Annotated in this window: 14 protein-coding genes; 7 read left to right on the top strand and 7 right to left on the bottom strand. The window is 62.3% G+C overall.

Annotation, left to right across the window (positions count from 1 at the left end; translation table 11 throughout):
* Nucleotides 1-61: 61 nt before the first annotated feature.
* Both rimK and rimB read right to left on the bottom strand, forming a co-directional pair.
* Nucleotides 62-967, bottom strand: coding sequence for a 30S ribosomal protein S6--L-glutamate ligase (gene rimK / locus IAE38_RS22825; RefSeq protein ID WP_012316721.1), 906 nt, complete (start codon nt 965-967; stop codon nt 62-64).
* A complete protein-coding gene (gene rimB, locus IAE38_RS22820; protein WP_028635352.1) occupies nt 964-1,446 on the bottom strand; it encodes a retropepsin-like aspartic endopeptidase RimB in 483 nt (160 codons plus the stop codon). The genes rimK and rimB overlap by 4 nt, the downstream gene beginning before the upstream one ends.
* Nucleotides 1,447-1,555: 109 nt before the next feature.
* On the opposite strand from rimB, the gene IAE38_RS22815 reads away from it, so the two are divergent.
* Nucleotides 1,556-1,957 carry an RNA-binding S4 domain-containing protein gene (locus IAE38_RS22815; protein WP_201219430.1) on the top strand — a complete coding sequence of 134 codons (402 nt, stop codon included), beginning with the start codon at nt 1,556-1,558 and terminating at the stop codon, nt 1,955-1,957.
* A gap of 27 nt (nt 1,958-1,984) precedes the next feature.
* Here IAE38_RS22815 and IAE38_RS22810 read toward each other — a convergent pair whose 3' ends face one another.
* Nucleotides 1,985-2,779 carry a phosphatase PAP2 family protein gene (locus IAE38_RS22810; RefSeq protein ID WP_201219429.1) on the bottom strand — a complete coding sequence of 265 codons (795 nt, stop codon included), beginning with the start codon at nt 2,777-2,779 and terminating at the stop codon, nt 1,985-1,987.
* 109 nt (nt 2,780-2,888) lie between these two features.
* On the opposite strand from IAE38_RS22810, the gene hslO reads away from it, so the two are divergent.
* From hslO to IAE38_RS22795, 3 genes are all read left to right on the top strand, one after another.
* Nucleotides 2,889-3,788 (top strand): Hsp33 family molecular chaperone HslO, encoded by a 900-nt coding sequence (gene hslO, locus IAE38_RS22805; protein WP_201219428.1) that lies wholly within the window; start codon nt 2,889-2,891, stop codon nt 3,786-3,788.
* A gap of 179 nt (nt 3,789-3,967) precedes the next feature.
* Nucleotides 3,968-5,509, top strand: coding sequence for a phosphoenolpyruvate carboxykinase (locus tag IAE38_RS22800; protein ID WP_201165653.1), 1,542 nt, complete (start codon nt 3,968-3,970; stop codon nt 5,507-5,509).
* Nucleotides 5,510-5,617: 108 nt separating this feature from the next.
* Nucleotides 5,618-6,052: an acyl-CoA thioesterase gene (locus IAE38_RS22795; RefSeq protein ID WP_201165654.1), complete on the top strand. Its 435-nt coding sequence runs from the start codon at nt 5,618-5,620 to the stop codon at nt 6,050-6,052.
* A gap of 54 nt (nt 6,053-6,106) precedes the next feature.
* On the opposite strand, the gene IAE38_RS22790 is transcribed toward IAE38_RS22795, so the two are convergent.
* The 3 genes from IAE38_RS22790 to fdhD all read right to left on the bottom strand — a co-directional run bounded on the left by IAE38_RS22790 (nt 6,107) and on the right by fdhD (nt 9,982).
* Entirely contained in the window at nt 6,107-6,598 is a 492-nt protein-coding gene (locus tag IAE38_RS22790; protein WP_028635346.1) for a glycine zipper domain-containing protein, read from the bottom strand.
* Nucleotides 6,599-6,800: 202 nt separating this feature from the next.
* Nucleotides 6,801-9,146, bottom strand: coding sequence for an FdhF/YdeP family oxidoreductase (locus tag IAE38_RS22785; protein ID WP_201219427.1), 2,346 nt, complete (start codon nt 9,144-9,146; stop codon nt 6,801-6,803).
* A 5-nt stretch (nt 9,147-9,151) separates the two neighbouring features.
* The gene (fdhD, locus tag IAE38_RS22780; protein WP_201219426.1) at nt 9,152-9,982 is read right to left on the bottom strand and encodes a formate dehydrogenase accessory sulfurtransferase FdhD; all 831 of its coding nucleotides are present in this window, start codon (nt 9,980-9,982) and stop codon (nt 9,152-9,154) included.
* A 190-nt stretch (nt 9,983-10,172) separates the two neighbouring features.
* Here fdhD and lysM point away from each other — a divergent pair, with 190 nt between their 5' ends.
* Entirely contained in the window at nt 10,173-10,613 is a 441-nt protein-coding gene (lysM, locus tag IAE38_RS22775) for a peptidoglycan-binding protein LysM (protein ID WP_201219425.1), read from the top strand.
* A 113-nt stretch (nt 10,614-10,726) separates the two neighbouring features.
* Here the strand turns inward: lysM and yrfG are convergent, their stop codons facing one another.
* A complete protein-coding gene (yrfG, locus tag IAE38_RS22770) occupies nt 10,727-11,374 on the bottom strand; it encodes a GMP/IMP nucleotidase (protein WP_201219423.1) in 648 nt (215 codons plus the stop codon).
* Between the two features lie 64 nt (nt 11,375-11,438).
* On the opposite strand from yrfG, the gene nudE reads away from it, so the two are divergent.
* Nucleotides 11,439-12,005, top strand: a complete 567-nt coding sequence (gene nudE / locus IAE38_RS22765; RefSeq protein WP_028635341.1) for an ADP compounds hydrolase NudE — start codon at nt 11,439-11,441, stop codon at nt 12,003-12,005.
* Nucleotides 12,002-12,820, top strand: coding sequence for a 3'(2'),5'-bisphosphate nucleotidase CysQ (gene cysQ / locus IAE38_RS22760; RefSeq protein WP_201219421.1), 819 nt, complete (start codon nt 12,002-12,004; stop codon nt 12,818-12,820). Before nudE ends, cysQ begins: the two co-directional genes overlap by 4 nt.
* Nucleotides 12,821-13,155 lie beyond the last annotated feature (335 nt).

Genomic DNA, 13,155 nt, shown 5'->3' with positions numbered 1-13,155 from the left:
GAAGGCTGCGGTAATCCTGTGGGAGCGGCTTCAGCCGCGAAGAGGCCGGTACAGGCTTGCATCAACCTTTACCTTTGGTCCGGGTCTGATTCGGGCCGCCATTCTTCTCCAGGTGCTCGATGATCATCCCGGCCACGTTCTTGCCGGTGGTCACTTCAATGCCCTCCAGCCCCGGCGATGAGTTCACCTCCATCACCAGCGGCCCATGGTTGGAACGCAAAATATCCACACCCGCCACGCTCAAGCCCATCACCTTGGCCGCACGAATCGCGGTAATCCGCTCTTCAGGCGTGATTTTGATCAGGCTGGCGACGCCGCCCCGGTGCAGGTTGGAGCGGAACTCGCCTGGCTTGGCCTGACGTTTCATCGAAGCAATCACCTTGTCGCCCACAACGAAGCAGCGAATGTCGGCGCCGCCAGCCTCCTTGATGTATTCCTGAACCATGATGTTCTGTTTCAGGCCCATGAACGCTTCGATCACCGACTCGGCCGCCTGGGTTGTCTCGCACAGCACCACGCCGATGCCCTGGGTGCCCTCCAGCACCTTGATCACCAGCGGCGCGCCGTTGACCATCTGGATCAGGTCGGGGATGTCGTCTGGCGAGTGGGCAAAGCCGGTGATCGGCAGGCCGATGCCGCGCCGTGACAGCAATTGCAGCGACCGCAGCTTGTCCCGCGAGCGGGCGATGGCGACCGACTCGTTCAGTGGGTACACCCCCATCATCTCGAACTGCCGCAGCACGGCACAGCCGTAGAACGTGACCGATGCCCCAATGCGCGGAATGACAGCATCGAACCCTTCCAGTGGCTTGCCGCGGTAGTGGATCTGCGGCTTGTGGCTGGCAATGTTCATGTAGGCACGCAGGGTATCGATCACTACCATTTCGTGGCCACGCTGGGTACCGGCTTCGACCAGGCGGCGGGTGGAATACAGACGCGGATTGCGCGACAGCACAGCGATCTTCATGCAGCACCTGTTAATGAAGAGAGGGTGGCCGGAAAGGCCGGTTTGTCCTGCACATATTTAACGCCAGGGTTGACCACAAGCTGGCCGTGGACCAACGCCTTGGACCCTAGCAACAGGCGGTAGCGCATGCTCTTGCGGCAGGCCAGGGTAAATTCCACCGCCCACACCCTGTCACCCAGCGCCAGCGACGTTCGTATCACATAGCGCGTCTGGGCATGGCCATTGGAGCTTCTGATGGTTTTTCGGGTCACCAGTGGGGCTTCGCAGCGGCGGTGACGCAACTGCACCACCGTGCCCAGGTGCGCGGTAAATCGGACCCATGGCTCGCCATTGCGTTCGAATGGCTCGATGTCGGTTGCATGCAGGCTGGAGGTGCTTGCACCGGTATCGATCTTGGCGCGCAACCCCGCCACGCCCAGGTCGGGCAGGGCGACCCATTCGCGCAGGCCGATTACAGTCAGATGATCAAATGTCTTCACAAAACGCACCCTGCGGATGAGGTAGTGAACTGTAAGCACGGCGGGGATTTTTTGCATCCGATGGTTACGGTAGTACAGTTCCGTGAAACACAGTATTCGAGGTATGGGGATGGCACAGAAAGTCGAAGATGACGACAAGGTTCGCCTGGACAAATGGCTATGGGCTGCGCGCTTCTACAAGACCCGCGCCCTGGCCAAGGCGGCCATCGAAAGCGGCAAGGTGCACTGCCGTGGCGAGCGATGCAAGCCGGGCAAGGAGCCGCGGGTGGGTGACGAGTTTGTGCTGCGCACCGGGTTCGATGAGCGCACCGTAGTGGTGAAAGCGCTTACGACCGTGCGCCGTGGGGCGCCAGAGGCGCAGACGCTGTATGCCGAAACCGAAGACAGCATCCGCCGCCGTGAGCAGGCGGCCGAATTGCGCAAGGCCGGGGCAATAGGCGTGACCACCGACGGGCGGCCAACCAAGAAGCAGCGGCGGCAGATTCACCAGCTGCATGGCAATTTTGACTGAAGGGGCCGCCAGGCGGCCCCTTTCACGCTAGCGCACTACCGCCAGCCTGTTGATCAGCGGCAACCTGGCCGCAAACCTGAACAGCGGCGCGGTCCAACGCACCAGCGCCGCAGTGCTGTGGGCGGCCAGCGGTGTGTACAGGCTCCAGCCCAGTGCCAGCACAGCCATCAGCAGGCCACCGATGTAGTCGTCCTGCCCCCAATGGGCGCCGGCCACCAGGCGTGGCAGCATGAACAGCACTGCCAGGCCCCAGATCACCAGGTATTGCCCAATGCGGCAGCTGAACACGCTCATGAACAGCGCCCAGATCAGCAGCACCGAGGCGTGATCGCCCGGGAAGCTCTTGCTGGAACGGTCTTTCAGTTCCCAGGAGGATTCCAGGTTGGGGTAGTAGTCACTCAGGTGCACAGCGCTGTCGAACATCATCGACGGGCTGTTGTGCTGCCAGCCAGCTGCGTCCACCCACTTGGAAAACAGCGCACGAATCACCACTAAGAGCAGTAGCGTGACCAGAAAACCGAAAAACGCCTGGCGAACCTGCACGGCCTTGAACACCCAGTTGCCACGAATCAGCGCCGCCAGCAGGATCAGGCCCACGACGATGTCGAACGGGCGCAAGCTGCCCACGGTCCAGATGTAACGCCAGGTAGTGTTCTCGGCCAGCGGCGCGTTCAGGGTATGGAACAGCCATTCGTCGAATGCCAGGCACAGGCTCTGGCCAACAGGCCACAACCAGAAACACAGTAGTGCGATGGGCAGTAGCGTGCACGCTACCAAGGGTCCCCAGGACCACCTCGCTTGGAACAGTGGTCGATTGTCCATAAGATACCTCTATCTCCTAATAGGGAAATGAGCGCCCGAAGGCGCCCCACGGCGGGATTTGTAATTCTCCGCAATCATTTTGTCATCATTTTCAGATAGCCAGACACCCATGAGCGATTTGCCAGATACCGATTTCACCCAACGTTTCATCTTCGACGAGCGCGACGTGCGCGGCGAGTGGGTGTCTCTCGATGACAGCTACGCCGCCGTGCTGGCGCGTCACCAATACCCCGCGCCCGTGCAGGCGTTGCTGGGCGAGCTGATGGCCGCCACTGCCTTGCTGGTTGGCGCGCTCAAGTTCGATGGCCTGCTCATTCTGCAGGCGCGTTCTGCCGGCCCCATCCCCTTGTTGATGGTGGAGTGCTCGGGCGAGCGCGATATCCGCGGCATGGCTCGTTACGAAGCCGAACAGATCGCCTCCGACGCCACCCTGGCCCAGCTGATGCCCGACGGGCACCTGACCCTGACTATTGACCCGGTCAAGGGCCAGCGTTACCAAGGTACCGTGGACCTCGACGGGGCCAACCTGTCGGAGTGTTTCACCAATTACTTTGTTCAGTCCCAGCAGCTGAACACGCGATTCTGGCTGAATACCGAAGGCGGCAAGGCCCGTGGCCTGCTGCTGCAGCAACTGCCGCGCGATCGCCAGCCCGATGACGAAGAGCGTGAAGAAAGCTGGCAGCATGTGGTCGCCCTGGCCAGCACGCTGAAAGCCGACGAGTGGGCGCTGGATAACGAAACCCTGCTGCACCGCCTGTACCACGAAGATGCCGTGCGCCTGTTCGATGTGCAGCCGCTGCGTTTCAACTGCAGCTGCTCGCGTGAACGTTCCGGCAATGCGCTGGTCAGCCTTGGCGAAGAAGACGCCAAGGCGCTGGTGGAAGAATGTGGCGGTACGGTGGAGATCGATTGCCAGTTCTGCAACCAGCGCTATTTCTTCGATGCCAACGATGTCGCACAGCTCTTTGCGGGTGGCGGCACGGACGTGGCCTCAGAAACTCGCCACTGAAACGTTTCACTACAGGAGAATCTCCTGTCGAATTGCGCAAAAGCTCGGTTCTGACAGGAGGGGCCTACTTTTTTTGGGCGTTTCTGGCATAATCCGGCCACTTTTTTCGCTGTAGTAGTTTTTTCGAGACGACTACAAAACGTTTGGAGCACTCGGCCTCGGGCCGGATGGGGTATCTCATGACGCAAGCCAACAACACCGTGTACACCGACCTGAGCGTCGATGAGCTGGTAAAAGAAGCGCTGCAACGCGGTGAAGGCGTACTAGCCGATACTGGTGCACTGGTCGTGGAGACGGGCCACCGTACCGGCCGTTCCCCGGCTGACCGTTTCATCGTCGAAGAACCTTCCACCCAGGACGCCATCGCCTGGGGCCCGATCAACCGCAAGTTCCCGGCCGACAAGTTCGATGCCCTGTGGGACCGCGTCGAGGCGTTCAACAACGCCCAGGATCACTTCGTTTCCTACGTTCACGTAGGTGCGGCAGCCGACCACTACCTGCCGGTGAAGATGACCACCCAGACTGCCTGGCAGAACCTGTTTGGCCGTTGCCTGTTCATCAACCCGGAGCAGTACAACCCTGCTGGCCGTGATGAGTGGCAAGTGCTGAACGTTGCCAATTTCGAGTGCGTACCCGAGCGTGACGGCACCAACTCCGACGGTTGCGTGATCCTCAACTTCGCCCAGAAGAAAGTACTGATCGCCGGCATGCGTTACGCCGGTGAAATGAAGAAAGCCATGTTCTCGGTGCAGAACTTCCTGCTGCCGGCTGCCGACGTGCTGCCAATGCACTGCGCTGCCAACATCGGTGAAAACGGCGACGTAACCCTGTTCTTCGGCCTGTCCGGCACCGGCAAGACTACCCTGTCTGCCGACGAAAGCCGTTACCTGATTGGTGACGACGAGCACGGTTGGGGTGAGGGCGTGGTGTTCAACATCGAAGGCGGTTGCTATGCCAAGTGCATCGACCTGTCGGAGAAGAACGAGCCGGTTATCTGGAAGGCCATCAAGCACGGCGCCGTGCTGGAAAACGTGGTAATCGACGACAACAAGCATGCCGATTACACCAACGTCAGCCTGACCCAGAACAGCCGCGCTGCCTACCCGCTGGAGCACGTTGCCAAGCGCTCCGAGGCCAACCTGGGCGGCGAGCCCAACGCGGTGATCTTCCTCACCTGCGACCTGACCGGTGTTCTGCCGCCGGTGTCGATCCTGAACAACGAGCAGGCGGCCTACCACTTCCTGTCCGGCTACACCGCGCTGGTTGGCTCCACTGAAATGGGTTCGGGCGGCGGCATCAAGTCGACCTTCTCCACCTGCTTCGGCGCGCCGTTCTTCCCGCGCCCGGCTGGCGAGTACGCCGAGCTGCTGATCAAGCGCATCAAGGGCTTCAACTCCAAAGTCTACCTGGTGAACACCGGCTGGACCGGCGGTGGCTACGGCGTGGGCAAACGCTTCAACATTCCGACCACCCGTGCGGTGATCGCTGCCATCCAGAGCGGTGCGCTGGTGGGTGCCGAAACCGAGCACCTGGGCATCATCAACCTGGACGTGCCCAAGGCTGTTCCGGGCGTCGACACCGAGCTGCTGAACCCGCGTAACACCTGGGCGGACAAAGCAGCTTACGACGAGGCCGCAAAAGGCCTGGCCAAGCTGTTCATCGAAAACTTCAAGAAGTTTGAAGTGTCCGACGCCATCAAGGCTGCTGGCCCTCAGCTGTAAGCTGACCAGGGCAGTACCGCAACATCCGGGGCCGCTTTGCGGCCCTGATTTTTACCTTGGATTTCTGTTTCACTGTCTGCATCCCTTGCCAAGACATGAGCCAGCCCGATGATCCAACCCCCTCTGCGCACCGCCTTCACCCACTTCCACCCTGTGCTTACCCGCCCCCAGGACAATGACGTTAACGGTCACATTGCCGGCGCAACCGTGCATGGCTATTTCGAGGCTGCCATTCAGGCGTTCCTGGTGGAGCAAGCTGAACTGGACTTGCGGGACGGTGAACTGGCCGCTTTCGTGGTCAGCGCTTCGGCAGACTTCTACGCCTTGCCAGCGTTTCCGGATGTGCTGGAGGTGGGCTTGGGCGTGGCGCGCCTGGCTGGCAGTACGGTGGAGTATCGCCTGGCGCTATACCGCCCTGGCGAAGCCCAGGCCTGCGCTGCAGGAACCGTGGTGCAGGTGTTCATCGAACGCGCCAGCGGCCAGCCCGTTGCATTGCCGCAGCCGCTGCACACGCTGTTTTCGGCGCTGCTGGTACAGCCTTGACGAAAAAGCCCCGCCATGAGGGCGGGGCTTCTGCAGTGCGGCCTGGCTGAGCCATCAAGGGTGGCGATGGCGGCCATGCTTGCGGTGGCCGTAATGCGGGCCTGGGCCCGGGCCGCGGTCCCAGTGACGGCGGTCGTCGTAGTCGCGACGGTACCGGCGGTGGTCGCGGCGGTCGTCCTGGTCGGCCTTGTTACCCATGTAGTTACCCAGCGCGCCGCCGGCACCGCCGCCCGCGGCTGCACCGATGTAGCTACCGGTGGTACCGCCCACCGAGCGGCCAACCACGTTGCCGCCTGCTGCACCCAGTGCGCCGCCAATGGCCGCCTCACCGCGCTGGCGCTTGTCGGCACCTACCGCGCTGCCTGCCGCGCCGCCCAGGCCCGCGCCGATGGCCCCACCGGTGCTACCACCGATGGACTGGCCAACGACTGAGCCCAGTACCCCACCCAATGCGCCGCCAATGCCGGCCTCGGTGGTGCCGCCTGCCATGGCAACGCCGCTGAGCAAGCTGAAAGACAACAACAGAATCGAGGAGTACTTCTTCATCAAGAGAGCCTCAGAGTTAGGACGAGGCGAATTTGCGGGTAACCTGCGTGGCTGGCAACGTAAATCCGACGAGCTGCACGAGTTGTACACAATTCTGTAAGTTGTTGAATTGGCTATGAAACTTAAACTATTTTTGGCGGTCATAGACCTTTATGACAAAGCCCTGAACCTTACCGGAACAGGGCTTTTTCGTTGATGGCTGTCACACAATGCGGCCGTTGTCCTCGGCCCGTTCCAGCTTGATGGCGAGGAACTTCGACGTGGGCGTATGGCTGCCATCGCCAATGCTCTCCAGCGGTACCAACGGGTTTACCTCGGGGTAATACGCCGCTGCCTGCCCTGCCGGTATGTCGAACGCCAGCAGGGTGAACCCTCGCACACGGCGCACATGCTCATCGCCCCACAACGACATGATGTCCACCTTCTGCCCCGGCTGGAAGCCCAGGCGGATGATGTCCGCTTCGTTGGCAAACAGCACGTCGCGCTGGCCACGCACGCCCCGGTAGCGGTCATCCAGGCCATAGATGGTGGTGTTGTACTGATCATGCGAGCGCATCGACTGCATGATCAGGTCCGGCGCCTGGCCGCTGGCCCGTACGCGTTCATCCAGCAGGGTGTCTGGCAGCAGGTTGGCCTTGAAGTTGGCGCGGCCGGTGGCGGTTTTCCAGTCGCGGGTGGCCGCACTGTTGCCCAGGTAGAAGCCGCCCGGGTGGCGCATGCGCTGGTTGAAGCCGGTGAAGCCCGGGATGGTGTCAGCGATCAGGTCGCGAATACGGTCGTAGTCAGCCACCAGCCAGTGCCAGTCCACCGGGCGCTTGCCCAAGGTGGCGGCCGCGATGCCGGCGATCACGGCAGGTTCTGAACGCATCTGCGAAGACAGGGGTTTGAGCTGCCCGTTCGAGCCGTGCACCATGCTGAACGAGTCTTCCACCGTAACGGCCTGTGGCCCGTCGGCCTGCAGGTCGATATCGGTGCGGCCCAGGCACGGCAGAATCAGCGCCTGCTTGCCATGCACCAGGTGGCTGCGGTTGAGCTTGGTGCTGATGTGCACGGTCAACTCGCAGTTGCGCAGCGCCTTGGCGGTGCGTTCGGTATCCGGGGTTGCCTGGGCAAAGTTGCCACCCAGGCCGATGAACACCCGGGCCCGCCCGTCCAGCATGGCGTGGATGGCCTCGACGGTGTTGTGGCCATTGTGGCGAGGCACCGGGAAGCCAAACCGCTTTTCCAGGGCATCGAGCAGCGCCACCGGTGGGCGCTCGTTGATGCCCATGGTGCGGTCGCCCTGCACGTTGCTGTGGCCACGCACTGGGCACAGGCCTGCGCCTGGGGCACCGATGTTGCCGCGCAGCATCTGCAGGTTGACGAGTTCCTGGATGGTGGGCACCGAATGGCGATGCTGGGTGATGCCCATGGCCCAGCACATGATCACCCGCTTGCTGCGGCAGTACATGCGGGCCGCCAGCTCGATGTCGTGCAGTGGCAGCCCGGCCTGAGCCTGGATGTGCTCCCACGGGGTGGCATCGACCACGGCCAGGTAATCCTCAACGCCATGCCCGTGCTGCGCAATGAAGGCATGGTCCAGCACGGCGGGTTCACCGTTGGCTTTGGCCTCGCGTTCCCACTGCAGCACGAACTTGGCCATGCCGCGCAGCATCGCCATGTCGCCGCCCAGGGCCGGGCGGAAGAATGCCGTGTTGGTAGGCCGGTCGCTGTTGGTGAGCATTTCCAGCGGGTTTTGCGGGTGCTGGAAGCGTTCCAGGCCGCGCTCTTTCAGGGGGTTGATGCACACCACCTGGGCGCCGCGTTTTACCGCATCGCGCAGCGGGTCGAGCATGCGCGGGTGGTTGGTGCCGGGGTTCTGGCCCCACACAAAGATGGCGTCGGCGTGTTCAAAATCGTCGAAGGTCACGGTGCCCTTGCCCACACCCACGCTTTGCCCCAAGGCTACGCCGCTGGCTTCGTGGCACATGTTCGAGCAGTCGGGGAAGTTGTTGGTACCGTACGCCCGCACAAACAGTTGGTACAGGTAGGCCGCCTCGTTGCTGGCCCGGCCGGAGGTGTAGAACTCGGCCTGGTCGGGGGTGGCCAGCTTGTTCAGCTCACGGGCAATCAAGGCAAAGGCAGCGTCCCAGCTGATGGGCTGGTAGCGGTCGCTGCCGGCGTCGTACGCCATCGGTTCGGTCAGGCGGCCTTGGTACTCCAGCCAGTAATCGCTTTGCTGCAGCAGTGAAGTAACGCTGTAGCGGGCGAAGAAGGCGGCGTCGACACGGCGCTTGGTGGCTTCCCAGTTCACCGCCTTGGCGCCGTTTTCGCAGAACTTCACCATGCCGCTTTCCGGGGAATCCCCCCAGGCGCAGCCCGGGCAGTCGAAGCCGCCGTTCTGGTTGGTCTTGAGCAGTGCGCGAATGTTCTTCAGCGCGTTGTCACTGCCAACCCAGGCCTTGGCCACGCTGCGCAGCGCTCCCCAGCCACCGGCGGGGCCGTGGTAGGGCTTGTAGCGTGGGGAAGAGGCTGGGGCGTTGTCCGGTAGATGCTGGTACGAGCTCACGACTTTTACGACTCCGCCGCGGGGCTATATACCCGCGGTGCACTGTGTTTGGGCAGGTGGATAAGGTTGAGGTTGTGCTTGCGCGCCCATTGCAGGGCAAGGCCGGTGGGGGCGGACAGGCTGACCAGGGTCTGGATGCCAGCGCGCAGGACCTTCTGGATCAGTTCAAGGCTGCAGCGGCTGGTGACGATGGCCAGGCCACCCTGGCTGTCGATGCCTTGGCGCAGCAGGGCGCCGATCAGTTTGTCGAGGGCGTTGTGCCGGCCAATGTCCTCACGGCCCATCAACAGTTCGCCGTGCCGGTCCATGAACAGCGCCGCATGCACCGCCCCGCTGTGCTGGCCCAATGGCTGAAACACATCGATGCGCTTGCGCAGGTTCACCAGCCAATCAGCCGGTGGCAGCGGGGCGCCAGGCAGTTTGGTCAGTTCTGGCAGTGCCTGCTCCAGCGCCTCGACCCCGCACAGGCCGCAACCGCTGGTGCCGGCCAACTGGCGGCGTTGGTTCTTCAGGTTCCAGAAGGCGCGGCTGGAAATTTCCAGGTCGGCGTACAACGATGCGCCGCTGCCCGACAACTTGACGTCATAGATTTCTGCCGTGCTTTCAACAATGCCGCTGCCCACGCTGAAACCGACGGCAAAGTCTTCCAGGTCGGTGGGGCTTACCAGCATCACCGCCTGGTTCAGGCCGTTGTAGACAATGGCCAGGGCCACTTCTTCAGCCAGGGGGGTGTTGTCACGCTGACCGTCGTCCAGCTGGACGTAATCGTAGGTGTTGCTGGCAGCGGGCATGGCCAAGGCTGATGAGGCCGCGCAGAACGGGGGCTTGCTGGTCATCGGGGCTTGCTCTTGATCGACGCAATCGGCGGCATTCTGAGGCCACAAGCCTAGGCTTGCAGGCTGGCGCCGTCTAATTGCTAGGGTCTATGCATTGATAGACCGCGTCGATTGGTCGCAGTGCAGCGGCAGATTGAGTCTTGACCTAGACTCCAGTGTCCAACGGTTTCACGTCAACAAGGAGAGCGTCATGAGTCTATTCAGCTTTGTGAAGGAAGCAGGCGAGAAGTTGATCGATCTGCTGACCCCCGGCAATGCCAATGCCGAGGAGCAGTTGAAGAAGCACGTGGAAAGTGTCGGCCTGGGCAACCCCAATATCACTGCCACAGTGGAGGGCGACAAGGTCATCCTGAAGGGCGAAGTGGCCAGCCAGGAGGAGAAAGAAAAGATCATCCTGACGGCGGGCAACATCAAAGGGGTGGCCAGCGTTGATGACCAGATAACGGTTACCGGGCCTGCGGCGCAGGCTGCGCGTTTTGTGACGGTGGAGAAGGGCGACACGTTGAGTGCCATTTCCAAGAAGGTGTACGGCGACCCCAACAAGTATCAGAAGATCTTCGAGGCCAACAAGCCCATGCTGTCGAGCCCGGACAAGATTTACCCGGGGCAGGTGCTGCGTATTCCTGACTGATCAGCGGTGCAGTTTTGCGAGTGAACTCGCTCCCACAGGAATAGCGTTTTCCGGCATTTCCAAAAACCTGTGGGAGCGGGTTCACCCGCGAATAGGCCTTAAAGGCCAGCCAACTATTCCCGGTAGTCTTCCACCGCGGCGAACTCCGCCGTATCTCGCGGTTGTGCCTGGCTGTCGGGTTGACGCACCGCCAGCAGGTGGGCGACACCAAACTCCCTTGCGCTGCGCAGAATCGGCAGGGTGTCATCGATAAACAGGCTACGCCCTGGCTCGAAGCCAATATCCGCCTGCAACGCATCCCAGAACTGCGGGTTCTCTTTCGGGAAACCGTAATCGTGGGAGCTGATCAGCCGTTCAAAATACGGCGCCAGTTCCACCCGCTCCAGCTTCAGCGACAGCGAATCCCGGTGCGCGTTGGTGATCATCACCACTCGCTTGCCCGCCTGGCGGATGGCTGCCAGGAAGGTGTCGGCGTCGGGGCGCAGGGCAATCAGGTGGGCGATTTCCTGCTTCAGCTCGCGGATCGGCAACCGCAGTTCGCGGCTCCAGAAGTCCAGGCAGTACCAGTTCAGCGTGCCGGCATTGCGCTCGAACAGCGGCTCCAGCTCCATTTGCGCCATGGCCCGGCTTACCCCGTGCAGTTCGGCGTAGCGCTGGGGCAGGTGGTCCAGCCAGAAGCGGTTGTCGTAGTGCAGGTCGAGCAGGGTGCCATCCATGTCCAGCAGGACGGTGTCGATGGCGGACCAGGGAAGAACAGGCATGGGAAACTCTCGTTCAGTCGGCAAGCCACGGTATAGTAACCCGTTCACGCCAAGGAGCCGCCCCATGCGCCAGAAACCCACCGTACTCAGCCGCGAAATCGTCGCCAGCAGCCGCCTGTTTCGCGTCGAAGCCGTGCAGCTGCGCTTCAGCAACGGCAACGAGCGTACCTACGAGCGCCTGGTGGGCCGTGGCAATGGTTATGGTGCGGTGATGATCGTGGCCATGCTGGATGCCGAGCACGCCGTGTTGGTCGAGGAGTACTGCGGCGGTACCGATGAGTATGAGCTGTCGCTGCCCAAGGGCCTGATCGAGCCGGGTGAAGACGTGCTGGCAGCCGCCGACCGTGAGCTCAAGGAAGAGGCCGGTTACGGTGCCCGCCAGTTGGAGCACCTGACCGAACTGTCGCTCTCGCCGGGCTACATGAGCCAGAAGATCCAGGTGGTGCTGGCTACCGACCTGTATGAAGAGCGCCTGGAGGGCGACGAGCCGGAGCCGATGGGGGTGGACAAGGTCAACCTGCGCGAACTTGCGGCCCTGGCCATGCACCCGCAGTTCAGCGAGGGGCGCGCGCTGGCCGCGTTGTACCTGGCCCGCGACCTGCTCATCCAGCGGGGGCTGCTGTCGCTATGAACGACCTGCAACTGATGCATGAGGTGGTGAAGCTGGCACGGGTGGCGGGCGATGCCATCCTGCCGTTCTGGCGCGCGGGCGTTGAAGTGACCAACAAGGCAGACGACTCACCGGTGACCGCCGCCGACCTGGCGGCGCATCGGGTGATTGCCGATGGCCTGCTGGCGCTGGCGCCGGCTATTCCGGTGCTGTCCGAAGAAGACTGCGACATTGCCCTGGCCGAACGCCAGGGCTGGAGCCGCTGGTGGCTGGTGGACCCTTTGGATGGCACCAAGGAATTCATTGCCGGCAGTGAAGAATTTACCGTCAACATCGCCTTGGTCGAACAAGGCGAGGTGGTGTTTGGCGTGGTGTCGATGCCCACCAGTGGCCGCTGCTATTTTGGTGGTCGCGCCCTGGGCGCCTGGCGTGCCGAGCCGGGGCAGGCGGCTGTGCCGATCCAGGTGCGCACGGCCCCGTCTGAGGGTGAGCGGTTTACAGTGGTGGCCAGCCGACGGCACTCCAGCCCGCAGCAGGAAGCGCTGCTGGCCGGGCTGGGGGCCGCAGTGGGCGCGCTTGAGCTGGCCAATGTGGGCAGTTCGCTGAAGTTCTGCCTGCTGGCCGAGGGCAGCGCCGACTGTTACCCGCGCCTGGCGCCGACGTCGCAGTGGGACACTGCAGCGGCGCAGGGTGTGGTGGAGGGTGCCGGTGGCGAGGTGCTTGGGGTGGATGGCCTGCCGTTCCGCTACCCGGCGCGGGAGTCGCTGCTGAATCCGCACTTCGTCGCGTTGCCGGCCAAAGCAGTTTGGCGCGAAGACTTCCTTCGGTTGATCTAACCCCTCCGTCACAGGCCTGTATTTAGCAGGGACCTGTTGGAACAACTGTCTTCCACAAAGTCTGAATGCTGGCGCAATCCACCTTGGGTGAGCGGCTTCGGCCGCGAACACCGGCGAAGCCGGTGCCACACACCGCGCTGCCTGCTTCGCGGGTAAACCCGCTCCCACAGGGAATGTGGTTTGCTTATTGAGTCACTGCCCGCGCGGTAGCGCAGTACGGATAGTTGATTAAAAAGCCTGTGGAGTTAACTCTCTGCCAACATTCTGAACGCTGGCATCTATCTTGGACTGCCCCACAAAAGTTGGACAGTTTCAGCTAGCAGCCTTGAGGCCAT

Source organism: Pseudomonas sp. S32, from assembly GCF_016648095.1.
GTDB lineage: Bacteria > Pseudomonadota > Gammaproteobacteria > Pseudomonadales > Pseudomonadaceae > Aquipseudomonas > Aquipseudomonas parafulva.
Note: the sequence above shows the minus strand (reverse complement) of the source record. Positions and strands in the feature narration are given on the sequence as shown.